The following is a 25601-nucleotide window of genomic DNA, read 5'->3' on the forward strand; positions in this document are numbered from 1 at the left end:
AAACCCTTCGTCGAACCCCGGTTGGGTTGCCAAAAGGACGTACCGAAGCCGTCCGGCAGGGCCCCGTCGACGGTCTTGGTGTTCGCGTAGACCCCACGCGCCGGTGGCCCAGCACCGCCTCCCACCCGCGCAGATGGAGCGCCACCAGCTGTTTGTACTGCTCAGGGGTGAAGTCGGCGACGATCGAGGCATGGATCGGGGCGCCGCACGACCCATCCGCGCGACGTGTGGTTGCCAGCACCGCTCGGCGTGCCGGCCCCCCGCGGCCTGCCCGCCGAGTCAGTCGGCGGTGTCGTGCGTGCCGTACTGATGGCGGACATCATTTTCAGGCCATCCTGGTATAACTCCCTGGCCTCGGGTAGCTGGATGGGCTTGCCGAGCCTTCACTCCCCACCGAGACGACGAAGCAGCCGTGGCGACGAAATACGTCGACCAGAAGGTCGTCTTCTACGAAATCCATACGTTGCGCTGCGGCCGTAGAGACCAATCCATACGATTCAGCCCATGCCATCGGGCCCCGGCGAACCTCAGATCGAACTCACAGGCGTTCGCAAGGTGTTCGGCGACTCGATCGTGGCGGTCGCGGGCGCCGACCTGACCGTCGACGACGGCGAACTGTTCGCCATCCTCGGGCCCTCCGGCTCGGGCAAGACCACCGTGCTCCGGATGATCGCCGGGTTCGAACAGCCCACCGGAGGCACCATCAAGCTCGGTGGCGTCGACGTGACGGCGCTGCCCGCCCGGCGGCGCGACGTCAACACCGTCTTCCAGGAGTACGCCCTCTTCCCCCACATGACCGTGGCGCAGAACGTCGAGTACGGGATGCGGGTCCGCGGCGTTCCCAAGGGCGAGCGACGCTCAAGGGCGGCCGAGGCGCTCGACATGGTGCGGCTCGCCGACTACGGACCGCGCAAGCCCGCTCAGCTCTCCGGCGGCCAACGCCAACGCGTCGCATTGGCCCGTGCGCTCGTGGGGCGCCCCAAGGTGCTGCTCCTCGACGAGCCACTCGGCGCGCTGGACCTCAAGCTGCGTGAGCAGATGCAGGTGGAGCTCAAGGCAATTCAACGCGAAGTCGGCATCACCTTCGTCATCGTCACGCACGACCAAGACGAGGCGCTGACACTGTGCGACCGACTCGCGGTGTTCAACGACGGACGCATCGAGCAGATCGGCAAGGCGCGCGACGTCTACGAAAACCCGGTCAACCGGTTCGTCGCCGACTTCGTCGGCACCTCCAACGTGCTCGACGGCGACGCCGCCGAGGCGCTCGTCGGCCGACGCGGCCTTTTCGCCGTCCGGCCCGAGCGCATCGCGGTACTGCCGACGGGGGCAACCCCGACGCCGGGCAGCCGCACCGTCGACGCCACCGTCGCTGAGGTCATCTACGCCGGACCCACGACCCGGGTGGCCGCCGTGGCCCAGGTCGGCGGCCAACCCGGCGTCACACTCACCGCGACCGTGCTCAACGCCGCAGCCTCATTGCCCGAGGACCTCGGCCACGGCACCCAGATCACCCTGGCCTGGGCCGACGGCGCCGTCCACGATCTCTCCACCTGAAGCACACCAACGCCAACACCCGAGGAGACACATGAAACTCACCGCATTGCGGACCGGCTTCGCCCTTGCCGCATGCGCCACCCTCGTCGCCGGCTGCTCCAGCTCGCCGTCCGGCGGTGGAGACGCCGGAACCGCACCGCCCAAGATGGAAGCACTGGGCTCCCTTGGCAACGGCGAGGGCCAGCTCAACCTGATCGCCTGGGCCGGCTACGCCGAGAACGGTTCCAACGACAAGACGGTCGACTGGGTGACCCCGTTCGAGCAGGAATCCGGGTGCAAGGTCAACGTCAAGGTCGGCAACACCTCCGACGAGATGGTGCAGCTGATGCGCACCGGTCAGTACGACGGCGTGTCCGCCTCGGGTGACGCCACGCTGCGACTGATCTACGCGGGCGACGTCGCACCCGTGAACACCGCCCTGGTGCCGAACTACTCGACCATCTCGACGTTCCTCAAGGACAAGCCGTGGAATGCGGTCGACGGTCAGATGTACGGCATTCCGCACGGCTGGGGCGCGAACCTGTTGATGTACAACGTTTCTCAGGTCACCGACGCCCCTGACTCGTGGGGCGCGGTGTTCACCGACTCCGACAAGTACAAGGGCAAGGTGACCGCCTACGACTCGCCGATCTACATCGCCGACGCGGCGCTGTACCTGATGAAGACCAAGCCGGAACTCGGCATCAAGGACCCCTACTCGCTGACCACCGAACAACTCGACGCCGCGGTCGACCTGCTGACCAAGCAGCGCGAAAACGTCAGCGAATACTGGTCGGACTACACCAAGGAAGTGCAGGCGTTCGAGTCGGGCACGTCGGTGATCGGCACCACGTGGCAGGTCATCGCCAACACCATCGGGGCCGAGAACAAGGTGCAGGTCAACACGGTGCTACCCAAGGAGGGCGCCACCGGTTGGTCGGACACCTGGATGGTCGCCTCGAAGGCCGCCCACCCCAACTGCATGTACAAGTGGATGGACTGGATCACCTCACCGAAGGTGAACGCCCAGGTGGCCGAGTACTTCGGCGAGGCGCCTGCGCAGACCAAGGCGTGCGAGTTCACCTCGGAGAAGGACTTCTGCGACATCTACCACGCCACCGACGAGGCCTACGCGTCCCAACTGCACTACTGGACGACCCCGCAGAAGCAGTGCGTCGATGGTAGCGGCGACAACTGCACGGCCTACGACGAGTGGGTCAGCAAGTGGCAGCAGATCAAGGGGTGACGGCGGAGCCGGCGGCGACCACCGAAACCCCGGCACCGCAGGCGCGGCTCCGGCACGGTCGGTTGAGTTTGGCCTTCCTGCTGGTGCCGCCCATGGCGTGGCTGGTGGTGGCGTACCTCGGTTCGCTTGCGGTGCTGCTGGTTTCGGCCTTCTGGACCACCAACTCGTTCACCGGCGCGGTGGTACACACCGTCACGGGCGACAACGTCATCCGCGCGGTGACCGACGAGGTCTTCCGCACCGTGACCATCCGCACGGTGGGGGTGGCGCTGCTGGTGACCGTGCTCTGCGCGGTGCTGGCGGTGCCACTGGGTCTGTACATGGCCAAGGTCGCCTCGCCGCGAACGAGACTCGCGTTGGTGGTGGCGGTGACGACGCCGCTGTGGGCCAGCTACCTCGTCAAGGCCTACGCCTGGCGCGTGATGCTGTCCCCCGAGGGTCCGATGTCGTGGGCCACCGGCTACACGCCCGGTTACGGCCTCGTCGCGACCGTCATCACGCTGACCTATCTCTGGTTGCCGTACATGATCATCCCGGTGTTCGCGGCGTTCGAACGCGTCCCCAACCACCTCGTCGACGCGAGCTCGGATCTGGGCGCCTCCGACCTATCGACCCTCCGAATGGTCGTCGCGCCGTTGGTGTTTCCCGGCATCGCCGCCGGATCGATCTTCACGTTCTCGCTGTCCCTCGGTGACTACATCGCCGTCACCATCGTCGGCGGAAAGACGCAGATGCTCGGCAACATCATCTACGGGCAGCTCGTCACGGCCAACAATCAACCGTTGGCCGCCGCGCTGTCGATCATCCCGCTCGCCGCGGTGATTCTGTATCTGCTCGCCATGCGACGCACCGGTGCCCTGGAGAACGTCTGATGTTGTCGGGTGGGGCTCGCACGGCGGTCCGGACGTGGACCGTGCTGGTGTTGGTATTCCTGTATGCACCACTGCTTCTCGTCGTCGTCAACGCGTTCAACGCGTCACGCACCTTCGCCTTCCCACCGAGCGGCTTCACCCTGCGGTGGTGGGCCGACGCCTGGAACAGCGACGGCATGTGGACGTCACTGGCCAATTCCGTCGTCGTCGGGCTCGGCGCCACGACGGTCGCGCTGGTGCTTGGCACCATGATCGCGTTCGCCGTTCAACGGCATCAGTTCTTCGGCCGCAACACGATCAGCTTCCTCGTCGTCCTGCCGATCACGCTGCCCGGCATCGTCACCGGCATTGCGCTCAACGCCACGTTCACCTCCGCGCTCGGAGTGACGCTGGGCCTGGCCACGGTGATCGTCGGCCACGCCACCTTCTGCATCGTCATCGTGTTCAACAACACCCAGGCCCGATTGCGCCGGTTGGGAACCGATCTCGAGGACGCCTCGTCCGATCTCGGGGCGTCGTCGTGGCAGACGTTTCGCTTCGTGACGTTCCCGATGATGCGCGGGGCACTCGTCGCAGGCGCGATCCTGGCCTTCGCGCTCAGCTTCGACGAGATCGTGGTGACCACCTTCACGGCAGGACCGGCCGTCCAGACGCTACCGATCTGGATCTTCGGAAACCTGTTCCGCCCCAACCAGGCACCCGTGATCAACGTCGTCGCAGCGGCCCTCACCGTGTTGGCCGTCATCCCGGTGTGGCTGGCACAGCGGTTCGGCGGCGACCCGGCCACCACCAGGGTGTGACGGGGGCTTAGCTCGTCTCGGCCACCGTCAGGTACCGCTGGAGGGCGTTCTCGAGCCGGTCGGTGACGACCCGTCGCCCCAAGGTCCGGTAGTCGGTGGCGACGCGGCGCTGCTCGTCGCGGCCGCCGCGGGGTGTCACCCGGCCGGTGTCGCCGTCGAGCAGGCTCTGCTCCAACGACTCGACCACCGACTTCGCCAGCTGGTCGAGCTGATCGGAGACACCGTCGGCCACCCGCAGAATGGTCTGCACGTACCGCAGTTGCTCATCGGCACCGCCGACCACCTTGGCGATGTTCGGGTCGACCAACGTCAGCCGTCCGTCCACGACCTCGGCCAGCCCGTAGTACACCAGCCGCTGCGCCTCGTCACCGTCGGCGTCGATGTCGACGGTGGTCGTCGGCGTCGGACCGGGCGGACCGAAGACCGCCTGCTGCAAGCCGAGGATGTCCGCCAGATCGTGCCCCTGCCGCATGCTGGAGAGGAATTCCGCGATGTGCGCCGAGGTGTAGCCCTTGCGCAGCAGCTCGTTGATGGTCCCCAGCTGAGTCAGGTGACGGTCGTCGTAGTAGGCCGAGCGGCCCTCCCTGCGCGGCGGGTCGAGCAGACCTCGCTCGCGATAGGCGCGAATGTTGCGGACACTGACTCCCGAGAGTTCGGACAACTCGCCGAGCCGATACTCAACCACGTGGAACATCCCCCAAGCTGCCGGTCAAAGCCATGATCACCACGTGTGCACGACGGAACATGGAACTACTGTAGACCCTCTCAGAAGTTTGCGAGAATTGCACGCCGATGTCATGTTTTGATTTCGATTGGCCACCGGGTGCGTCGGTACGCGACGATTGACCGAGTGCGTGCATGGATGGTGTGGGCGACGGGGCTGCTGGCCTACGTCGTCGCGGTACTCGACCGCACGACGCTAGGAGTTTCCGGCCTGGCCGCGGCCGATCGGTTCGACGCCAGCCCCAGCCTCCTCTCGACGTTCGTCGTCCTCCAGGTCGTCGTCTATGCCGGCGCCCAGGTGCCTGCCGGGATCCTGCTCGACCGGTACGGCTCGCGGGTGCTGATCGTTGCGGGAGCGGCGCTCATGGCAAGCGGCCAGCTGCTGCTGGCGCTCACCGAGTCACTGCCACTGGCCATCAGCGCCAGGGCGGTCGTCGGACTCGGCGACGCCCTGACCTTCATCTCGGTGCTGCGGCTGGTGCCGCGGTGGTTCGAGCCGCGACGGGTTCCGTTGCTGACCCAACTCACCGGCATCTGCGGCCAGTTGGGCCAGGTGCTCTCGGCGCTGCCCTTCCTGGCCCTGCTCACCGGGAGCACGTGGGCGACCGCCTACGTCTCGGTGGCGGCCTTCGGAGTGCTCGCCATGGTGCTGGCGCTGGCCCTGGTGAAGGACACGCCGCACGGGCGGGTCGTGGCCGCCGAGAACCTGTCGGTGCACGCCGTGCTGTCGAGCGTGAAGACCGTCTGGCTGCGCCCCGGCACCCGGCTCGGGTTCTTCACACACATGGGCACCCAGTTCTCCGTGACGGTGTTCTGTCTGATGTGGGGCGTCCCGTACCTGACGGTCGCCCAGGGGCAGTCAGCGCACATGGCGGGGGCGCTGTTGACGATCTCCGTCCTCGCCGCCATCTGCGCAGGCATCCTCATCGGCATCATGACGGGCCGGTATCCGCATCGGCGGTCGTGGATCGTGCTGGCGATCATCGGCAGCAACGCACTGGTGTGGACCGTCGTCCTGACGCTCCCCGGCCGCGCTCCCCTGTGGCTGCTGGTCGTCCTCGTCGTCGTCATCTCCGCGGGCGGCCCCGGCTCGATGGTCGGGTTCGACTTCGCCAGGACGTTCAATCCCAGTGCCACCCTTGGCACCGCGCAGGGCATGGTGAACATGGGCGGCTTCATCGCCTCCCTGTTGGTGATGCAGGCGATGGGGGTCCTGCTCGGGGCGGCGGGCGGCTACTCGTTCGACTCGTTCCGCCAGGCGTGGACGGTGCAGTACGTGGTGTGGTTGCTCGCCGTGGTCGGCATCCTGATCACCAGGTGGAAGACCCGACGACTGCTGGCGGCCGACGAGGAACGCTCGCAACTCGAGTCGTTCGAGGTGGACGCCACCGAGCGGTAGTGCCCGGCCTACGCATCCCTGTCCAGCGCAGCCGACATGTGCCGGTGCCCGATAACTTCGAAGCCGACGACGCTGACCACCGGTGCGAGCGTGACGATCAGCAGGCACGCCGTCATGGGGACGCCGGCCGACGCCGCCACCACCGCGGCCACGAGCGTGCCGATGGTCAGCACCAGCAGCACGACGTGCAGTACGTCCCACGTCCGGACCATGCGTAGGTAGAGCAGGTACACCAGCCCGACGTAGACGCCGACGGGAACGGCGACCGACAGCACCGTGCCCGTCGACCCGAGGGTGGACTGCTCCTCCACGTAGTAGGCGGCGGTGTGCAGGCCGGCGCCGGTGGCCACGATCGCCCCGAACACCGCGATGTGGAGGTAGCCGAACCAGAAGGACCGTTCGCGGTGACGGTGCAGCAGGTCGGCGGTGGGCACCGAGAAGTAGATCCACCACATCCCGAACGTCAGCCCGGTGCCGGAGATCGCCAGGATGGCGGCGTCCGGCGTCCACCCGTGTTCGCCGACGACCGCCGTCAACGACGCGACGGTGCCGACCACGCCCTCGCCGAGGGCGATGATGGCCAGCAGGCCGTACCGCTCCGCGATGTGGTGGGCGTGCCACGGCGTCCCACCTCGGCGCGATTCCGCGAGCCACGGGCCGATCATCTCCGCGCCGGCCAGCAGCACGAACACGATCAGCCCGAACGTCACCGACAGCGGCAGGAAGATCGAGGCGATCCACCCGACCTGGACGACGGTGATCACCGTCGCGTAGGTGAGGCTGGCCGGCTTGCGCGCGGGATCCTGGCGCGCCGCCCGCAGCCACTGGGCCACCATCGCCACGCGCATCACGACGTAACCGGCGACGATCAGGACGTTGTCGAGATGGCCGCCGTGCTCGATCGAGGCAAAGAACGGCGGAATGCCGAGCGCCAGGATGAGGACGCCGACCATCTGCACCATGGTCAGAAGCCGGTACACCCAGTCGTCCGTGTCATAGGCAGACGCAAACCAGGTGAAGTTGATCCACGCCCAGCACGTGGCGAACGTCGCGAAGATGAACCCCGTGAAGCCGACGCCGGGGTGGCCGGCGGCGAGTGCGTGCGAAAACCCGGACGCCGCAACACCAAAGGCGATGACGAACGTTAGGTCGAACAGCAGTTCCAGCGGGGTGGCGACGCGATGGCTCTCGTGCGGGTCACGGCCCGCCATCCGTCGCACGCGGTGCGCCCGTACTGGTCGAGACGATGTTGGCTCTGGCTCGTTCACCCGACACGCTCCTTCCGACGGCGGTTGACCGTACCGAAAGTCGGCTGGTGACGCCACGTTTGGCCGCCGCTCGGGCGAGCCGCGAGCTCAGCGGATCTCGGCGGGCTCCGGTGGCGGGGGAACGCGCATGGCCGCCCGTGACCGCACGATCGTCGGCCACCAGAACCACTTGCCCATGAGCGCCGCGATCGCCGGGGTCATGAAGGTGCGCACGATCAGGGTGTCGAACAGCAGCCCGAGTGCGATCGTGGTGCCGACCTGGCCCATCACCCTGAGCTCGCTGAACGCGAACGTCGCCATCGTCGCGGCGAAGACCAGCCCGGCCGACGTCACCACCGAACCGGTGCCCGCCATGGACCGGATGATGCCGGTCTTCAACCCGCCGTGGAGCTCTTCCTTCATCCGGGACACCAACAACAGGTTGTAGTCCGAGCCCACCGCGAGTAGCAGGATCACCGACATCGCCAGAACCATCCAGTGCAGCTCGAGCCCGAGGATGTGCTGCCACAGCAGAACCGACAAGCCGAACGACGCGCCGAGTGACAGCAGCACCGTGCCGACGATCACCGCCGCGGCCACCAGCGCCCTGGTGATCACCAGCATGATGATGAAGATCAGTGTGACGGCTGATATTCCGGCGATCAGCAGGTCGTAGAAGGACCCGTCGCGCATGTCCTTGTAGGTGGCGGCGGTACCGGCCAGATAGATCGAGGAGCCCTCCAGCGGCGTGCCCTTGACGGCTTCCTTAGCGGCCTGCTTGATTGCGTCGATGTGGTTGATGCCCTCGACGGTCGCCGGGTCGCCCTCGTGGCTGATGATGAACCGCACCGAATGCCCGTCGGGTGAGATGAAGTTCTTCATCCCCCGCTTGAAGTCCTTGTTCTGGAAGATCTCCGGAGGCAGGTAGAAGGTGTCGTCGTTGCGCGAGGCGTCGAAGGCGTCGCCCATCGCGGTGGCGTTCTCCGACATCGCCGACTGCTGGTTCTGGAAGCCCATCTGGACCTGGTAGGTCGTCAGCAGCATCTGCTTGACCGACCGGAGCTGCTCGAGCTGCGGCCGTAGCGTCGCCGCCAATTGCGGTGTCAGCGCGGCCAGCTTCTGCGTGTCGGTGACCAAGCCGCCGATCTGGTCGGTCAGCGAACTGGTGCCGTCGAGCGCGTCGAAGATCCCCCGGCCGGTCACGCACAGCGGAATGTCGTAGCAGTGCGGCTCCCAGTACACGTACGCCTTGAGGGGCCGGAACATGTCCTGGAAGTTCTCGATGTTGTCGCGAAGCTCACCGACGGTCGCGGCGAGTTCGGTGATCTTCGTCGACATCTCGTTGATGTTGGCCGAGAGCTGGTCCATCAACGACAGCATGTGAGTCAGCGTGTCGATCATCGTCTGCATGTCGTTCGCCTGCTGCAGCATGTTGGCGAACGAGTCCTGCTGGTACTTCTCGTTCAGCTTCGACGCGGTGCCCTGCATGCTGATCTGGAACGGGATCGTGCTGTGCTTGATCGGCTTGCCGTCGGGACGGGTGATCGTCTGAACCCGCGAGATGCCGGGTGTGTGGAAGATCGCCTTCGCGATCTTGTCGATGACGATGAAGTCCGCCGAGGTGCGAAGGTCGTGATCGCTCTTGATCATCAACAGTTCGGGGTTCATTCGGGCGGCGTTGAAGTGCTTGTCCGCCACGTCGTACCCGACGTTGGCGGGCATGTCGGTGGGCAGATACCGGCGGTTGTCGTAGCTCGTCTTGTAGCTGGGCAAGGCCAGCAGACCGATCAGCGCAAGCCCGATGGTGGCGGCCAGGATCGGGCCAGGCCACCGCACGATCGCGGTGCCGAGGCGTCGCCAGCCGCGTGACCGGATAGCCCTCTTGGGTTCGAAGATGCGGCGGAACCGGCTGCCGATCGCGACGACGGCCGGCCCGAGGGTCAGCGCGGCGACCACGGCGACCAGGGTGCCGACGGCACACGGCACGCCGAGGCTCTGGAAGTACGGCAAGCGGGTGAAGCTGAGGCAGAGCATGGCGCCCGCGATGGTCAGCCCGGACCCGAGCACGACGTGCGCCGTCCCGTGGAACATCGAGTAGTACGACGCCTCGCGGTCCTCGCCGGTCCCCCGCGCTTCCTGATATCGGCCGATGAGGAAGATCGCGTAGTCGGTTCCCGCGGCGATGACCATCAGGGTCAGCAGGCTCGTCGCGAAGGTGGAAAGGCCGATGATCTCGTAGTAGCCGAGGACTGCGACGATGCCGCGGGCGGCGCCGAGCTCCATGAACACCATGAACAGCACCAGCAGCATGGTGACCACGGAGCGGTAGACCAGCACCAGCATCAACGCGATCACCACCAGCGTGATGATCGTGACGATGATGATGCTGGTGTTGCCGGCTTCGGTCTGATCCGACACCAGCGGGGCACCGCCGGTGACGTAGGTCTTCACCCCCGGCGGGGTGGGTGTCTCGGCGACGATCTTCTGGACGGACTTCACCGAGTCGTTGGCCAGCGTCTCGCCCATGTTGCCGTGCAGATACACCTGGACGTAGGCCGACAGGCCGTCGTTGCTTTGGGCGCCCGACGCGGTCAGCGGGTCGCCCCAGAAGTCCTGGATGTGCTCGACGTGGGCGGTGTCGGCCTCGAGCTTCTTGATCAGGCCGTCGTAATAGCGGTGGGCATCCGCGCCGAGCGGCTTGTCGCCCTCGAGGATGATCATCGCGTTGCTGTCGGAGCTGAACTCCTTGAAGGTCCTGCCGATTTCTTGCATCGCCATCATCGACGGCGCGTCCTTGGCGTTCATCGACACCGTGTGCGCCTCGCCGACCGTCTCCAACGGCGGGACGACGACGTTCGTGATCACCGTCAGCGCCAACCACCCGAGGACGATCAGGGGGGCGAACATTCGGATGAAGCGCGCGATCGGCGACCGGTGCGGACCCGTATCACTCATTCGAGGTCACCGGTCTCCCATGGATGTCGACTGCACGGGCGCCATCGGCCGCGATGGGCGCCACGCGCGGGCGGAACGCCGCGCTCAATATATGTAGGCCGTCAAACTGTTTCTGTCAATTTCGGAGCGTGCCCCGCGGAGCCCTCTCGCGCCGGTGCCTGCGGGCTTACCGTGGACGGTGTGAACGAACTCTCCGATGACGTGATCGCATTCCTGTCCGAGGGCACTCGGACGGCGATGCTCGGCTACGTGGCGGCCGACGGCAGGCCGTTGGTGGCGCCGGTCTGGTTCGTCGTGGACGACGGCCAGCTGGTGTTCAACACCGGCAAGGACACCGCCAAGGGTCGCGCGTTGCAGAGGGACCCCCGCGTGGTGGTGTGCGTCGACGATCCCCATCCGCCGTACTCGTTCGTCCAGGTGCAGGGCGTCGCCGAACTGAGCGAGGATCCCGAGGACCTCGTCGCCGTCGCTACCCGCGCCGGAGGCCGCTACATGGGTGCGGACAAGGCCGAGGAGTACGGCCGACGCAACGGGGTCCCCGGTGAGCTCGTGGTGCGGATCCGGCCGACCAAGGTGCTCGCGGCGTTCAACCTCGCCGAGTGAAGCCGCCACCCGCCGCCGTCGGGGTTGTCCTGGCCGCGGGCATGGGCACGCGCGTCGGCGCCGACGGCAACAAGGCCTATCTGCCGCTGGTCGGTCGCAGCATGGTGTCGTGGTCGGTCGAGGCGGTGGCCCGGTCGACGAACGTCACCCGCACCGTTCTGGTGTTCCGCCGCGGCGAACGCGAGCTTGCCGCCAGGACCCTGGCCGCGGAGGTGCCCGAGCTACGAGTCGAACTCGTCGAGGGTGGGGACACCCGCCACGGTTCCGAGGAGAACGTCCTGCGCCACCTGGCACCCGACATCGAATCCGGCGCGGTCGACGTCGTCCTCGTCCACGACGCCGCCCGTCCCCTGGCCAGCCCGGCCATGATGGACACCGCCGTGACGACGGCCCGAGCCAGCGGCGGCGCCATCCCGGTGCTGCCCGCGGCAGAGGTGGTCGCGACCGACCTCGACGGTCGACTGTCACCCCCCGACGGCACGCTCGTCCGGGTCCAGACCCCGCAGGCGTTTCGCGCACGGCCCCTGCTCGCCGCGTATCTGGCCGCCGCGGACGGCAGCTTCGAAGGCACCGACACCGCGTCGTGCGTGCAGAACTACACCGACCTCGACGTGCACGTGTTCCCCGGCGCCGCCACCAACCTCAAGGTGACGTTCGCCCCCGACGTGCGGCTCGCGGAACGGCTTCTGCAGGACAGGATCAGTCGCAGCGGCACGCGATGACGGCGTCCAGCAGGTGCGCGTCCCGCGGCAACTCGACCTGAAAGGCGGCCGCGTCGCCGTCGACGACGCGCACGTCGAGCCCCGCGCGCAGGGCGTCGTGGAACTCGTCGAGCCCGTCGGCCACGGTGGCTGGTGACTCGGTGACGAGCTGCCACAGCGCCGACGCGGTGAAGCCCCTCGGGAACTGCACGGTCCGCAGCGTGGCACGGTCGACGGTGCTCAACACCGACCCCAGCTCGTCGACGGTCTTGACCGAGTCGGTCATCGGCAGCACCGGGACCACGACCTCGCCTCCGGTCGCCAGGGCGGCGAGCACGCGAACGGCCAGCTCGCCTGGCGACAGCGGAAACCGGTGGTCGCAGATCAGGACCGCAGCCGCGGTATGCGGTTCGACGCCGAGATGCTCGAGGCCAGCACGGAGCACCTGGCGGCGCGATCCCGATCCCCGGGTCACGGCGACCGCGACGCCCAATCCCGCCGCCCGAAGGCACTCCTGGACACTCGCCGCCAGGACGGGCACCGTCGCCACCACGACGTCACCCTCGGCCACCGCCTGCATAACCGACCTGACCACCCGCACCAGCGGCGCCTCGTCGCTCACCGGCGCGATGGCCGCGTCGACGTCCGCGGACGACGTCATCGGCACGACCGCGCACTGCTTCATCGTCGAGACAGTAGCGACGATCAGCGGAACCGGCGAAGATATGCCGCCCAATCCCAGCCGGCGAGGAAGTCCTCCATCGCGCCGTAACCCTTGAGGTACTGCGCCTCCACCTCGTTCTCGGTGATGTCGAAGTCGAGGAAACCGACGTCGGTCGAGTCCACGCGAATCGCCCGCGCGTTGACCCACGGCTGATTCAGGTACGTCTGGTCGCGACCCACCAGCATCGTGGTGATGACGTCCTCGAGCAGGTGCGGAGCGCCCAACACGCGCAGCGCGGCCAACGCGGGGATCGCCTTGTCGTTGCCGTCGGGCAGGTTCGGCAGCAGCGTGATGCCGAAACTCGGCCACCGCGGCGCCCGTCCGTCCGTCCTGTCGAGCGAGTCGATCGGGAAGTTCGACAGCAGCCCCCCGTCGACCAGCGTCGAGGTGAGGCCTGAGGTGCTGGTCAGCTCCACCGGCCGGAAGAAGAACGGGATGGACATCGACGCGCGGACGGCGTCGGCGACCGGTTGCTCGTCGGGGTCGAGGCCGTAGACCCTGCGGTAGTCCCACGGCAGCCGCACCAGCTGCCCCGTCGTGACGTCGGCGACGGTGACCACCAGGCGGTAGCGCTGCTCCGGCGGCAACTCGTCGTCGACGAGTGCCAGATCGCCGAAGGTCACCACGCCGAGATCGGCGAGCTGGCCCCGGATCCAGTCGTGGATGTAATCGCCCCGGTAGATTCCCGATCCGCGCAGCAGCGCCAGGGACGGGCCGAGGAACGGCACCCGTTCCACCGGACCGGGGTCGAGGAACTTGCTGTAATCAATTTGCAGCGCAAGCTCTTTGACCTGTGCGCCCGTCATCGTGCCGGTGTGGGCCGCGGCCGCCACGACCGCGCCGACGATGGATCCGGCCGACGTGCCGGAGATGCGCTGCGGCTGGTAGCCGGCGTCCAGGAGTCCGACGACGGCCCCCACCAGGCCGACTCCCTTGACGCCGCCTCCGGAGAGCACGAGGTCGGCACGCTTGGCCTCTGTCATGCAGTCGACGGTACGGGTCGGGCCCGACATGCGAGGGAAACTACGGCCACCTCGGCCCCTTCCGGGAGGCGGCGGCGACCACCACGCTGAGTCCCACCGCGACTGCGAACACCCCGAGCACCAGGTGCCGCGGGAACCCACTCGAGGCGTAGGCCCACAGCTGCAACCCACCCGCGCACAGCGCAAGCAGACCGAATGCCAGCGCGGCCACGCGAAGTGCAGTCATCATTCCAGTGTGCAAGCTCGCCGGTGGTGCGACCACCACATCCAAGATGGGCAAGGGTGACCTCGTGTGGGACTTCCAGACCGATCCGCAGTACCAGGAACTCCTGGACTGGGCGGATGACTTCGTTCGCGACGACGTCGAGCCGCTCGACCTGATCTGGCCGCACCTGCAATTCACCCCGCTGGACGAGAAGCGCCGCAGCGTCGTCGACCCACTCAAGGAGCGGGTGCGCCAAAAGGGCCTGTGGGCAACGCATCTCGGCCCCGAACACGGCGGCCAAGGATACGGTCAGCTCAAGCTCGCGCTGCTCAACGAGATCCTCGGCCGGTCCCAGTGGGCGCCCGTCATATTCGGGTGCCAGGCGCCCGACACCGGCAACGCCGAGATCATCGCGCAGTTCGGTACCCCCGACCAGAAGGAGCGCTATCTGCGGCCGCTGCTCGACGGCGAGCTCTTCTCGAGCTATTCGATGACCGAACCGCAGGGCGGCTCCGACCCCACGCAGTTCACCACCAGCGCGGTGCGCGACGGTGACGACTGGGTGATCAACGGTTGGAAGTACTTCTCCTCCAACGCAAGTACGGCGGCGTTCTTGATCGTGATGGTCGTGACCAATCCCGACGTCAGCCCGTATCAGGGGATGTCGATGTTCCTTCTGCCCACCGACACTCCCGGCGTCCACGTCGTGCGCAACGCCGGCCTGCACGGCGAGGCCGAGGGCCACGGCTCCCACGCGTTGATCCACTACGACGACGTGCGGGTGCCGGACACCGCGCTGCTCGGCGGCGAGGGACGGGCCTTCGCGATCGCCCAGACCCGCCTCGGCGGCGGCCGGATCCACCACGCGATGCGCACGATCGGCTTGGCCCAAAAGGCGATGGACATGATGTGCGAGCGCGCGCTGAGCCGTGAGACCGCGGGCAGCCTGCTGTCGGACAAGCAGGCCGTGCAGGCCTTCATCGCCGACTCATACGCCCAGCTCGTGCAGTTCCGGCTGCTGGTGCTCTACACCGCGTGGGAGATCGACGAGTACGACGACTACAAGAGGGTGCGCAAGGACATCGCCACCGTCAAGGTGCTGATGCCCACCGTGCTCCACGACATCGCTTGGCGCGCAATGCAAGTCCACGGCGCGCTCGGTGTCACCAACGAGATGCCGTTCCTCGGCATGGTGACGGCGGCGGGCGTGATGGGGTTGGCCGACGGCCCCACCGAGGTGCACAAGACCACCGTCGCCAAGCAGGTCCTGCGGGGCTACCGCGCCAGCGAGGACGTGTGGCCGACGGGCTGGATTCCCCGCAAGCGGGACGAGGCGCGGGCGAGGTTCGCCGAGTACCTCGACCTGGAAGTCGGAAACCAGTGACGCTCAAGCGATGAGCTCGACGATGGTCGCGTTGGCCGTGCCGCCGCCCTCGCACATGGTTTGCAGTCCGTAGCGAATTCCGTTGTCGCGCATGTGATGGATCATTCGCGTCATGAGGACCGCACCCGAGGCTCCGAGCGGATGGCCCAGCGCGATCGCGCCGCCCAGCGGGTTGAGCCGCGCCTCGTCGGCACCGGTCTCCGCCAGCCACGCCAGCGGGACCGGCGCGAACGCCTCGTTCACCTCGTAGACGCCGACCTCGTCGATGCCCACGCCGGCCTTGTGCAGCACCTTCTGGGTGGCCGGGATCGGACCCGTCAGCATCAGGACCGGATCGGCGCCCGTCACCGCGCCTGCGCGGTAGCGCACCAACGGGGTGAGGCCCAGGGTGACGGCGTTCTCCGCGGTGGTCACCAGCAGTGCCGCGGCGCCGTCGGAGATCTGCGACGAGCTGCCTGCGTGGATGACGCCGTCGTCTGTGAAGGCCGGCTTCAGGCCTGCCAGCTTCTCGGCGGTGGTTCCCCGCCGGATGCCCTCGTCGACGGTCACCACTCCCCCGTCGTCGGTGAACACCGGAACGATCTGGTCGACGAACGCGCCCGCGTCCTGGGCGGCCGCCGCGCGGGTGTGCGACTGCGCGGAGAACTCGTCGAGGCGGGTGCGGGACAACCCCCACTTCGTCGCGATCATCTCCGCCGAGATGCCCTGGTTGAACGAGAAGTCGTCATAGCGGGCAAGCACTTTGGGCCCGTACGGCATTCCGGTGGCCCGCGCGGAACCAAGCGGCACCCGGCTCATCACCTCGACACCTCCGGCGACGACGACGTCCTGCTGGCCCGACATCACCGCGTGGACGGCGAAGTCCAGCGCCTGCTGGCTGGACCCGCAGGCCCGGTTCACCGTGGTGCCGGGGATGTGCTCCGGCCAGCCCGCGGCGAGCACCGCCCACCGTCCGATGTTGCTCGACTGGTCGCCCACCTGGGAGACGCAACCCCAGATCACGTCGTCGACCACCGCGGGGTCGACGCCGGTGCGTTCGGCGAGTTCTCGCAGCACGACCGCGGACAGGTCGGCGGCGTGCTGGGCCGACAGCCCGCCGTTGCGCTTGCCCACCGGCGTGCGCACGGCTCCGACGACGACGGTCTCACGCATCGGTCTGCTCCGTTCCGCCGGCACGGACCTGGTCCTTCACCGCGGGCACCACCGGCGGCGCCTGCCGCCAATTGGGGACGCCATCGGATTCACCTGCGACGGGGAAACCGCCGCCGTGCAGTTGAGTCCAGTGGCTGTGGTTGAGCTGGTGCAGCGTGAAGCACGCGTTCAACGAGTTGTAGAAGCCCTGGTTGTCCTGGGTCTGGTTAACCGATTCCTTGACCAGCAGGGCGGCCATCGTCGGCACCTTCGCGATCCGCCTTGCGAACTCCAACGTCTGCTCGGCCAGGTCTTCGAGGGGGAACACCTTGGACACCATGCCGAGTTGGTACGCCTCGTCGACGGAGAGGGTGTCGCCGGTGAGCATCAGCTCCTTGGTCTTGCGTGCCCCGAATTCCCAAGGGTGGGCGAAGTATTCGACACCGCACATGCCGAGCCGGGTGCCGACGACGTCGGCGAACCGCGTGCCCTCCGCCGCGACGATGAGGTCACACGACCACATCAGCATCAACGCGGCGGCGTACACGTCGCCGTGCACCTGCGCCACGGTGATCTTGCGCAGGTTTCGCCAACGCAGGGTGTTCTGGAAGAAGTGGTGCCACTCCTGCAACATCAGCTTCTCGGCCGCCTTGCGGGTCGCGCCGCCCTCGGTGAAGCTCGGGTGCTGGTCGGGTCCGGGCGCGTGCTCGGCCATGGCCTGCTTGGAGCCGAGGTCGTGGCCCGAGGAGAACATCGGCCCGTGCCCGCCGAGGATCACGACGCGGACGTCGTCGTCGGCTTCGGCTCGGAGGAACGCCTCGTTGAGTTCGACGAGCAGCCCGCGCTGCTGCGCGTTGCGCTGGTCCGGTCGGTTGAGCATGATCCGGGCGATGGTGCCCTCGTCGACGGTCTCGTAGGTGACGAAGCGGTAGTCGGCCATGCCGTGCGACTCTATTCCCACGCTTCGCCCACCCGCGTCGAGTGTGCTGCCAGATCGCCGTCCGCGCCGAAATCCCGATCTCCGCGCACTCTCGACGGAGTAGGGCATCCTTAGCGCGTGACCGTCGACGCCCTGCTGCAGACCATTCCGCCGATCGCGGTGTACCTCGTCGTCGGCGTGGTGATCGGCCTGGAGAGTCTCGGCATCCCGCTGCCCGGTGAGATCGCCCTCGTCAGCGCCGCTTTGCTGGCCTCGCGGCACACGCTGGACATCAACCCCGTCGGCGTCGCGGCGGCGGCGACCATCGGCGCGATCGTCGGCGACACCATCGGCTACAGCATCGGCCACCGATACGGCATGGGCTTGTTCGAGCGGCTGGGCAGGCGCTTCCCCAAGCACTTCGGCCCCGGCCACGTCGCACTGGCCAAACAGCTCTTCACCCGCTGGGGCGTGTGGGCGGTGTTCTTCGGACGGTTCATCGCGCTGCTGCGCATCTTCGCGGGCCCGCTCGCCGGCGCGCTGAAGATGCCGTACCGCAAATTCTTGGCGGCCAACGCAACCGGTGCGATCTTCTGGGCGGGCGGCACCACGGCCGTCGTCTACTACCTTGGCCTGGCCGCCGAGAAGTGGCTGTCCCGGTTCTCCTGGGTTGCACTGGTGCTCGCGGTGGTGGTCGGCGTCGTGTTCACCCTGGTGATGAAGGAGCGCACGACCAAGGCCATCGCGGCACTCGAGGACGAGCACGACTGGGACACGCTGCGAAAGACCTGACGAGCCGCTACAGGTCGAGTACCAGTTCGCCGTCCGGCGTCGAGCAACAGATCAAGACGTTCCCCTCCGCGGGCGGCTCCAACGGTTCCGGTTCGTAGCGCACCGATCCCGACAACACGGCCGTCTCGCAGTTGTGGCAGACCCCCGTGCGACAGGACCACCGAACGGGCACGTCGCATGCCTCGGCGAAGTCCAGGAGGCTCGGGTAGGAAGGTCCCCACGGCACCGTCAGACCGCTGCGAGAGAAGCCGACGTCGGGCCCCGGCCCCGGCGTACCGGCGGGTGGATGCGGTGGCCCGGCGGCGGTCGCCGCGATGCCGGGGGTGAGACCTGCCGTCGCGCCGAAGGTTTCACTGTGGACGCGCTCGGGCGCCAGGCCGTAGGCGACGAGCGCCGCGATGAGCACCGTCATGAACTCGACCGGCCCGCAGAGGTAGGCGTCGGCGTCCTTGGGCGGTGTGAGTGCGTCGAGTGCCTCGGCCGACATTCGGCCCGCCCCGGTGTAGTCCAGGCCAAGCCGGTCAGCCGCCGCGGGCCTGCTGTAGAACACGTGCGACCGGCCACCTGGCAGCTTGCCGAGCAGCTCGTGGCACTCGGCGGCGAACGCGTCCGCCGTTCCGTCGCGCGCGCCGTGCAACCACCACACCTCGCGCGTCGAGCCCGCCGCGACCAACGCGTGCAGCATCGAGAGCACCGGGGTGATCCCGACGCCCGCGGACACCAGGAGCACCGGCGGGCCGTCGGGGTCGTCGGCGATGGTGAGCGCGAAAGTGCCACGGGGAGCGGCGACGTCGAGCACGTCACCCGCCACGACCCCCGCGTGGAGATATCCGCTGCCCCGCCCCTGTGGTTCCTTCTTGACTCCTATCCGGTAGATCCCCGAACCTGGCGGGTTGGACAGCGAGTAGTTGCGGATGACGGCGGCACCGTCGGGATCGGGTCGCAGGCGCAGCGTAATCGACTGCCCGGGCGACCAATTCGGTAGCGGCCGCCCGTCGGGATCGGCCAGCGTCAGCGACCGGATGAGGGCACTTTCGTCGCGCGCGGCGGTGACGACGAGCGGCCGGAATCCCTTCCACGCGGGCGGCGGGGCACTCGCCGCGGCGGTCAACCCCGCGTTGCCCGCCGTCCCGTCCGCCTGCGCCACCAAGCTTTCCAGCGACGTCTTCCAGCCGGGGCTCAACGCGGGCACCTGCAGCGCACGCTGCAGACTGTCCCGGGGATGGCCCGGCAGGTACAGCAGTGCGTCGATCTCGGCGACCGTCACCTCACCGGGACCGGAGGCGGTCTTGACGATCTCCTGGCCGGCGCGCACCTCGCCCTCCTGGATCACCCGCAGGTAGAACCCCGGACGACGATGGGACACCAGCAGCGCGGCCATGCTCGGCACCCCCACCCTGAGCCCGACGCGGTAGCAGGTGACGCGCGGCTGGGTGACCTCGAACTCGGCGTCGCCGATCCGGTAGCGGTCACCGATGCAGACCTCGTCGTCGGGCAGACCGTCGACGGTGAAGTTCTCCCCGAAGTGGCCGGGCGCCAGGTCGTCGCGCGCGAATTCGGCGTTCCAGTGCCGGTAGGAGTCGACCTGATACACCAGGACGGCCCGGTTCTCGCCGCCGTGCCCGCCGAGGTCTCCTTGGCCGTCACCGTCGACGTTGAGACGGCGCACCATCCGTGGTCCGTCGACTGGGGCCTTCCACGCGCCGGTGTGGACGACTCGTCCGTTCCACTCGACGTCGGCGGGCAGGCCGACGTTCAACGAGGTCAACACGGCCATGGCCGTCACCCTTCTGTCGCACTTTCTGCAAGATAGCCCGACGATGCCGGGCGTACTGTCGGAAACGTGGCCTTGCCTGGATTGACGACGGTGCGCGACGGCTTGGGCCAACGCCTGTTCGGCATGGTGGCGGGCCCCGAAGGTCCGGCCAACCGGGCGCGCATCCACGACACCCCCGGCCCGCGGTGGTTTACCGAAGACCGCCCGATCAGACGGGTGCACGGTGACGCGTCGATGTTCGTCGGCGGATTGCGCGCGTTGCTACTGCAATCCCTGCACCCGCTGGCGATGGCGGGCGTCGCCGAACACTCCGACTACCGCGGCGATCCGTGGGGGCGACTGCAGCGCACCAGCACCTTCCTTGCCGTCACCACGTTCGGTCCGGCCGACGACGCCCAGCGCGCAGTCGACAAGGTCCGCGGCATCCACCGTCGAGTGCACGGGATCGCCGCCGACGGCAGGCACTACGAGGCGTCGGACCCGCACCTCCTCGGATGGGTGCACGTCGCCGAGGTCGACAGCTTTCTACGGGCGCATCAGCTGTACGGGGCACGCCCACTCGACCAGCAGGAGCGCGACGACTACGTCGCCGACACCGCCCGGGTTGCCGCGACACTCGGAGTGGTCGACCCACCCCGCACCGAAGGCGAATTGGCACAACGCATTTCGGACTATCGACCCGAGCTGAACGGTACGGCCGCCGCCCGCGAGGCCGCCAAGTTCCTGCTGCTCACTCCCCCGCTGCCGCTGCTGGCCAAGCCGCCGTACGCGGTGCTCGCCGCGACCTCGGTGGCCATGCTTCCGGCGTGGGCCCGGCTGCCGTTGCGCCTGCCGTACCTGCCACCGCTGGAGGTGACGGCCGTCCGGGTGGCCGGACGCACCCTGGTCGGTGGCATCCGGTGGGCCCTCGCCCGCGGCTAGACGGGAATGGTTGTGCCCGTTTCCTTCTCGGCAAACGCGACCACCTGCGCGGCCACCTCGTAGTCGCACGCCTCCGCAGAACGGCCGCTCAGCGTCGGCGCGCCCTTGAGCCCCAGCCTGCTGTCGATGCCGACGTAGCTACCCGGCGGGATGGGTTCACTGATGCAGTACAGCGTCGGGGCCGCGCCAGCATCGGTGTCGTTGGCGAGCACGTTGGCCGCCGTCTTCACCACGGTGTGAAACGCCGACATCACCCGCTTGTCCGACACGTTCGACAAGTTCGAGGCGACCCACCCGGGATGGGTCAGCTGGCTGGTGACGGGCGACCCGGCCGCACGCAACCGTCGGTCGAGTTCGAGGCCCCACAGCATCATCGCCAATTTGGACCGGCCGTAGGCGGGGAACGCCGACCACTTGGTGGTGCGCAGGTGGGGGTCGTCGAGATCGATCTTGGCCGACTTGTGCGCGTCGGATGCGACGTTGACGATCAGCGAACGCACCCGCGGGAACAGAAGATTGGTCAGCGCGAACGGCCCGAGGAAGTTGGTGCCCAACGTCATCTCGAACCCGTCGACCGTCTCGGACCGGTTCTGCGCGACCAAACCCGCGTTGTTGACGAGGACGTCGACGTCACCGTCGAACAGACCCGGGAACGCGCGCACCGTGGACTGGTCGGCGAGGTCCAGTTTGACGACCGACGTGTCCCCGCCGATCTCGGCGGCACGTTGGGCGCCCAACTCGACGTTGCGCACCGCGAGGATCACGTGCGCGCCGGCACGGGCGAGCGCACCCGCCGTCGCAAGTCCGACACCGTTGGTGGCCCCGGTGACGACGACGCGCTTGCCGGTCAGATTGCCGAGTCGGGTCGGCGACCACTGAGATGTCACGGTCGTCAGATTAACCATCTGTGCTGAACCGGTGACCAATTCGGCTCGACGACCGTAATGTCGGCCGTGATGGACAGCGCCCGGCACGTCGAGAACCTGGTCTACACCTACGCGGAGCTGTTCGACGCGGGCGATCTGGACGGGGTCGCCGCCCTGTTCGCCCACGGCCGGATCTGCGGCGTCGACGGCGGTGGGCCGGAGACGGTCTTCACCGGAAGCGCAGGCGTCCGCAAGATGTACGAGATGGCGGTGCGCTTCCACGACGACGGCACCCCGATGACCAAACATGTGACCACCAACGTGCGGGTCGAGGTCGACGACGACGCGGGCACCGCACGGTCGAGCGCGTACTACTGCGTCACGCAGGCGACCCCCGAGCTGCCGTTGCAGGTCATCGTGACGGGCCGCTACCGCGACACCTTCCGTCGCGTCGACGGAGCGTGGCGGTTCGACACCCGGACCATGTTCGTCGACCAGGTCGGCGACGTCAGCAAGCACCTCAAGTTCTGATGGGCACCATGACCGGCAAGGTCGCGCTCGTCACCGGCGCCGCCCGCGGGATGGGCCGCGCCCACGCCGTCAAACTCGCCAGTGAGGGCGCCGACGTCGTCGCGCTCGACGTCTGTGCCGAGTTCGACACCACCGACTACCCGGGCGCCACGACCGACGACCTGGCCGAGACGGTGCGGTTGGTTCAGGAACAGGGCGGGCGAATCCTCGCCAGCCAGACCGACGTTCGCGATCCCGACGCGGTGACGGCCGCGGTCGCCGACGGCGTCGAGCGGTTCGGTCGACTCGACGTCGTCGTCGCCAACGCCGGAATCATCCGGGTCAGCGACACCGACGAGCGGGCGAAGACGTTCCGAGACGTCGTCGAGGTCAACCTGATCGGCGCGTGGAACACCGTGGACGCGGCCATCCCCGCGATGATCGCCGGTGGCCGAGGCGGATCCATCGTGCTGGTCAGCTCGACGCAGGGCATCAGGGCCGCGGGCACCGAACGCGCGGGCGTTCAGGGGTACGCGGCCTCCAAGCGCGCACTGGTGGCGCTGATGCAGGTGTGGGCCGACCAGCTCGCCGGGCATTCGATCCGGGTGAACACGATCCACCCCAGCGGCGTCGCGACCGACATGATCCTCAACGAGACCACGATGAAGCTGTCGGCGGCCGGTGACCCGTGGCTGTCCAGCCAGCTCAACGCCCTGCCGATCGCCCTGCTGCAACCCGAACAGATCGCGACCGCGGTGGCATGGCTGGTGTCCGACGACGCGGCATTCATCACCGGCACGTCGTGGCCGTTGGATGCCGGATTCACTCTGAGGAGTTGATGATTCACCGTGACGACTGATGCATCGGAGAGCTGGGACGAGACGGTCGACGTGGTGGTCGTCGGCTCGGGCGGCGGCATCACCGGGGCCTACACCGCCGCTCGCGAAGGCCTCTCGGTCGCCCTGGTCGAGGCCTCCGACAAGTTCGGGGGGACGACGGCCTTCTCCGGGGGTGGGGGCATGTGGTTCCCGTGCAATCCGGTGCTGCGCCGCCTCGGGGTAGACGACACCATCGCCGACGCGCTGGCCTACTTCCACGCCGTCGTCGGCGACCGCACGCCGCGGGATCTGCAGGACGCCTACGTCGAGGGCGGGGCGCGCCTCGTCGAATACCTCGAGCAGGACGACTCGTTCGCATTCAAGGTGCTGCCCTGGCCCGACTACTTCGGCAGTGCTCCGAGCGCGCGCCTGGACGGTATGCGGCACATCGTGTCTCGGGCGCTGAAGGCCGAGCTCCTCGGGTCCTACTCGGACCGCATCCGCGGACCGCTCGACAACGAGCGCCTCGGCGCGCCCGCACCGGACCTGCTCACCGGCGGCCGCGCCCTCGTCGGCCGCTTCCTCGCCGCGCTCCTTCGCCTTCCGAAGGCGTCGGTGCACCTCGAGTCGCCCCTGACCGACCTCGTCGTCGACGACGACGGCGCCGTGACGGGGGCCGTCGTCCTCCGTGGTGGTGCCCCGGTCCGGATCCGGGCCCGCCGGGGCGTCCTGCTCGCCGCCGGCGGGTTCGAGCACAACGCCGAGATGCGCGAAACCTTCGGCGTGCCAGGCGATCCCACCGACTCCATGGGCGCATCCGGCAACACGGGTGCCGCGCACCAGGCGGCCATCCGAGTCGGTGCCGCGACCGATCTGATGGATCAGGCCTGGTGGTCACCGGGTCTGACGCATCCCGACGGCCGGTCGACCTTCTCCCTTGGGGCAACGGGCGGCATCTTCGTCGACTCCGAGGGTCGGCGCTTCGTCAACGAATCCGCCCCCTACGACCGGCTGGGCCGCGACGTCATCGCGCACGTCGACTCCGGCGCTCTGCGACTGCCGTTCTGGATGGTCTACGACGACACGGCCGGCGAGACCCCGCCGATGCTGTCGGCCAGCGTGTCGCTGGTCGAGCCCGAGCGGTACCGCGAGGCCGGGCTGTGGCACACCGCGGACACCCTGGAGGCACTCGCGGAGGCGATCGGCGTCCCGCCCGCCCACCTCGTCGAAACGGTCTCGCGCTTCAACGAATTGGCGGCCGACGGCACCGATTCCGACTTCGGCCGTGGCGACGAGGCCTACGACCGCGCGTTCACCGGCGGCGCGTCACCCCTGGTGCCCCTCACCACGGCGCCCTATCACGCCGCCGCGTTCGGCGTGTCCGATCTGGGCACCAAGGGCGGTCTGCGCACCGACCGCGACGCGCGTGTCCTCGACACCACGGGGCGGCCGATCCCAGGCCTGTACGCCGCGGGCAACACGATGGCCGCGGTCAGCGGCACCACGTATCCGGGCGGTGGCAACCCGATCGGCGCCTCCATGTTGTTCAGCCACCTCGCCGCGCTGCACATGGCCTCTTCCGCGACTGCCTGACACCGACGTCTCCGGCAGGCATCATTCGCCCCATGTCTTCCTCACTGCGGCGCTATGCCGACCGTCGGGTCCTGATCACCGGTGCCGGCTCCGGCATCGGTCAGGCCACCGTTCTGCGCATCCTGGACGAGGGCGGCACCGTCGTCGCGGCCGACGTCAGTGAGGCCGGGCTCGCGGACACCGTGGCGAAGGCCGACTCGCAGGGTGACCGCTTGTCGACGGTGCGGATGGACGTCGGCGACGAGCAGTCGGTGCGAGCCGGCTTCGCCGAAGCCTTGGACGCGACGGACGGTCTCGACACCCTGGTCAACGCCGCGGGCATACTCCGGTCGGCGCACTTCACCGACACCACGCTGGCGGACTTCGAAAAGGTGTTGCGCGTCAACCTCTTTGGCACGTTCCTCGTCACCCGCGAGGCCATTCCCGCGTTGCGGCGTGGCACCGGGGCCGCCGTCGTCAACTTCAGCTCCACCTCGGCCAACTTCGCCCACCCGTACATGTCGGCCTACGCCGCGTCCAAGGGTGGCGTGCAGGCGATGACGCACGCCCTCGCCCTGGAGTTCAGCAAGGAGCGCATCCGGTTCAACTGCGTGCAGCCGGGATCGGTGTCCTCCGGCATGACCGACGGTGTCGGCGAGTCGAAGCAGAGCGTGGGGCCCGGTCTCCCCGAGGACATGGACTTCGCGCTGCTCGGAAAGATCATGTCCGTGCTGCCATTGGAGGACGGCGCGATGTTCGCCAAACCGGACGCCGTGGCCAGCGTCGTGGCGATGCTCGGCTCCCCCGACGCGTACTGGATGACGGGCACCGAAGTGCGGGTCGACGGCGGTACCCACATGTAGCTCGGGTCCGACAATCCCGGGAACCGGTTGTCAGCTGGGATAGGTTGGCCGCGG

The 25601-nt window shown here is 68.1% G+C and carries 24 protein-coding genes; 14 read left to right on the forward strand and 10 right to left on the reverse strand.

All coding sequences use genetic code 11. From position 1 onward, the window contains the following. The first annotated feature begins 504 nt into the window (after positions 1-504). From ASD37_RS19885 to ASD37_RS19900, 4 genes are all read left to right on the forward strand, one after another. Positions 505-1557 carry an ABC transporter ATP-binding protein gene (locus tag ASD37_RS19885; RefSeq protein ID WP_056555086.1) on the forward strand — a complete coding sequence of 351 codons (1053 nt, stop codon included), beginning with the start codon at positions 505-507 and terminating at the stop codon, positions 1555-1557. A gap of 31 nt (positions 1558-1588) precedes the next feature. Further along, positions 1589-2782: an ABC transporter substrate-binding protein gene (locus ASD37_RS19890; protein WP_056555092.1), complete on the forward strand. Its 1194-nt coding sequence runs from the start codon at positions 1589-1591 to the stop codon at positions 2780-2782. Between the two features lie 92 nt (positions 2783-2874). Further along, entirely contained in the window at positions 2875-3654 is a 780-nt protein-coding gene (locus tag ASD37_RS19895) for an ABC transporter permease (protein WP_082570299.1), read from the forward strand. Next, complete coding sequence (locus ASD37_RS19900) at positions 3654-4454, forward strand: ABC transporter permease (RefSeq protein ID WP_056555097.1); 801 nt, start codon at positions 3654-3656, stop codon at positions 4452-4454. The genes ASD37_RS19895 and ASD37_RS19900 overlap by 1 nt, the downstream gene beginning before the upstream one ends. A gap of 7 nt (positions 4455-4461) precedes the next feature. Here the strand turns inward: ASD37_RS19900 and ASD37_RS19905 are convergent, their stop codons facing one another. Then, positions 4462-5148, reverse strand: coding sequence for a MerR family transcriptional regulator (locus ASD37_RS19905; protein ID WP_235568473.1), 687 nt, complete (start codon positions 5146-5148; stop codon positions 4462-4464). A gap of 156 nt (positions 5149-5304) precedes the next feature. Between ASD37_RS19905 and ASD37_RS19910 the strand changes: the two genes are divergently transcribed. Next, a complete protein-coding gene (locus ASD37_RS19910) occupies positions 5305-6576 on the forward strand; it encodes a nitrate/nitrite transporter (RefSeq protein ID WP_056555100.1) in 1272 nt (423 codons plus the stop codon). Between the two features lie 8 nt (positions 6577-6584). On the opposite strand, the gene ASD37_RS19915 is transcribed toward ASD37_RS19910, so the two are convergent. Further along, positions 6585-7787, reverse strand: coding sequence for a low temperature requirement protein A (locus ASD37_RS19915; RefSeq protein ID WP_056555104.1), 1203 nt, complete (start codon positions 7785-7787; stop codon positions 6585-6587). A gap of 144 nt (positions 7788-7931) precedes the next feature. Next, entirely contained in the window at positions 7932-10778 is a 2847-nt protein-coding gene (locus ASD37_RS19920; protein ID WP_056555106.1) for an RND family transporter, read from the reverse strand. 180 nt (positions 10779-10958) lie between these two features. On the opposite strand from ASD37_RS19920, the gene ASD37_RS19925 reads away from it, so the two are divergent. Together ASD37_RS19925 and ASD37_RS19930 are read left to right on the forward strand one after the other, a co-directional pair. Beyond that, positions 10959-11381: a PPOX class F420-dependent oxidoreductase gene (locus ASD37_RS19925; protein WP_056555107.1), complete on the forward strand. Its 423-nt coding sequence runs from the start codon at positions 10959-10961 to the stop codon at positions 11379-11381. After that, on the forward strand, positions 11378-12103 hold the full coding sequence (locus ASD37_RS19930) for a 2-C-methyl-D-erythritol 4-phosphate cytidylyltransferase (protein WP_156720977.1): 726 nt from the start codon (positions 11378-11380) through the stop codon (positions 12101-12103). The genes ASD37_RS19925 and ASD37_RS19930 overlap by 4 nt, the downstream gene beginning before the upstream one ends. On the opposite strand, the gene ASD37_RS19935 is transcribed toward ASD37_RS19930, so the two are convergent. From ASD37_RS19935 to ASD37_RS19945, 3 genes are read right to left on the reverse strand one after another with little or no spacing between them, the layout of a single operon-like run. Beyond that, a complete protein-coding gene (locus tag ASD37_RS19935; RefSeq protein WP_056555109.1) occupies positions 12081-12767 on the reverse strand; it encodes a 2-C-methyl-D-erythritol 4-phosphate cytidylyltransferase in 687 nt (228 codons plus the stop codon). The two genes, ASD37_RS19930 and ASD37_RS19935, sit on opposite strands and share 23 nt — an antisense overlap. Positions 12768-12787: 20 nt before the next feature. Further along, positions 12788-13789, reverse strand: coding sequence for a patatin-like phospholipase family protein (locus ASD37_RS19940; RefSeq protein ID WP_056555112.1), 1002 nt, complete (start codon positions 13787-13789; stop codon positions 12788-12790). 40 nt (positions 13790-13829) lie between these two features. After that, positions 13830-14015: a hypothetical protein gene (locus ASD37_RS19945; RefSeq protein ID WP_056555549.1), complete on the reverse strand. Its 186-nt coding sequence runs from the start codon at positions 14013-14015 to the stop codon at positions 13830-13832. Between the two features lie 46 nt (positions 14016-14061). Between ASD37_RS19945 and ASD37_RS19950 the strand changes: the two genes are divergently transcribed. Further along, complete coding sequence (locus tag ASD37_RS19950) at positions 14062-15378, forward strand: acyl-CoA dehydrogenase family protein (RefSeq protein ID WP_056555552.1); 1317 nt, start codon at positions 14062-14064, stop codon at positions 15376-15378. 3 nt (positions 15379-15381) lie between these two features. On the opposite strand, the gene ASD37_RS19955 is transcribed toward ASD37_RS19950, so the two are convergent. Together ASD37_RS19955 and ASD37_RS19960 are read right to left on the reverse strand one after the other, a co-directional pair. After that, positions 15382-16530 carry a thiolase family protein gene (locus ASD37_RS19955; RefSeq protein WP_056555115.1) on the reverse strand — a complete coding sequence of 383 codons (1149 nt, stop codon included), beginning with the start codon at positions 16528-16530 and terminating at the stop codon, positions 15382-15384. Then, positions 16523-17449: an enoyl-CoA hydratase gene (locus ASD37_RS19960; protein WP_056555555.1), complete on the reverse strand. Its 927-nt coding sequence runs from the start codon at positions 17447-17449 to the stop codon at positions 16523-16525. Before ASD37_RS19960 ends, ASD37_RS19955 begins: the two co-directional genes overlap by 8 nt. Before the next feature lie 117 nt (positions 17450-17566). Between ASD37_RS19960 and ASD37_RS19965 the strand changes: the two genes are divergently transcribed. Beyond that, positions 17567-18220, forward strand: coding sequence for a DedA family protein (locus tag ASD37_RS19965; RefSeq protein ID WP_056555116.1), 654 nt, complete (start codon positions 17567-17569; stop codon positions 18218-18220). Between the two features lie 7 nt (positions 18221-18227). On the opposite strand, the gene ASD37_RS19970 is transcribed toward ASD37_RS19965, so the two are convergent. After that, positions 18228-19997 carry an MOSC and FAD-binding oxidoreductase domain-containing protein gene (locus ASD37_RS19970; RefSeq protein ID WP_056555558.1) on the reverse strand — a complete coding sequence of 590 codons (1770 nt, stop codon included), beginning with the start codon at positions 19995-19997 and terminating at the stop codon, positions 18228-18230. 123 nt (positions 19998-20120) lie between these two features. Here ASD37_RS19970 and ASD37_RS19975 point away from each other — a divergent pair, with 123 nt between their 5' ends. Further along, positions 20121-20918 (forward strand): oxygenase MpaB family protein, encoded by a 798-nt coding sequence (locus ASD37_RS19975; RefSeq protein WP_056555561.1) that lies wholly within the window; start codon positions 20121-20123, stop codon positions 20916-20918. Here the strand turns inward: ASD37_RS19975 and ASD37_RS19980 are convergent. Next, positions 20915-21805 (reverse strand): SDR family NAD(P)-dependent oxidoreductase, encoded by an 891-nt coding sequence (locus ASD37_RS19980; protein ID WP_056555564.1) that lies wholly within the window; start codon positions 21803-21805, stop codon positions 20915-20917. The two genes, ASD37_RS19975 and ASD37_RS19980, sit on opposite strands and share 4 nt — an antisense overlap. Before the next feature lie 66 nt (positions 21806-21871). Between ASD37_RS19980 and ASD37_RS19985 the strand changes: the two genes are divergently transcribed. Genes ASD37_RS19985 through ASD37_RS20000 form a run of 4 tightly spaced genes read left to right on the forward strand, consistent with a single transcriptional unit; the run spans position 21872 to position 25547 of the window. Further along, complete coding sequence (locus tag ASD37_RS19985) at positions 21872-22315, forward strand: nuclear transport factor 2 family protein (protein ID WP_056555567.1); 444 nt, start codon at positions 21872-21874, stop codon at positions 22313-22315. Continuing rightward, positions 22315-23133 (forward strand): mycofactocin-coupled SDR family oxidoreductase, encoded by an 819-nt coding sequence (locus ASD37_RS19990; protein ID WP_056555117.1) that lies wholly within the window; start codon positions 22315-22317, stop codon positions 23131-23133. The genes ASD37_RS19985 and ASD37_RS19990 overlap by 1 nt, the downstream gene beginning before the upstream one ends. A 9-nt stretch (positions 23134-23142) precedes the next feature. Continuing rightward, positions 23143-24705: an FAD-binding protein gene (locus ASD37_RS19995; protein ID WP_056555126.1), complete on the forward strand. Its 1563-nt coding sequence runs from the start codon at positions 23143-23145 to the stop codon at positions 24703-24705. Between the two features lie 32 nt (positions 24706-24737). Further along, the gene (locus ASD37_RS20000) at positions 24738-25547 is read left to right on the forward strand and encodes an SDR family NAD(P)-dependent oxidoreductase (protein WP_200959933.1); all 810 of its coding nucleotides are present in this window, start codon (positions 24738-24740) and stop codon (positions 25545-25547) included. Positions 25548-25601: the final 54 nt, after the last annotated feature.

It is taken from the genome of Mycobacterium sp. Root135 (assembly GCF_001426545.1).
In the GTDB taxonomy this organism is placed as follows: domain Bacteria; phylum Actinomycetota; class Actinomycetes; order Mycobacteriales; family Mycobacteriaceae; genus Mycobacterium.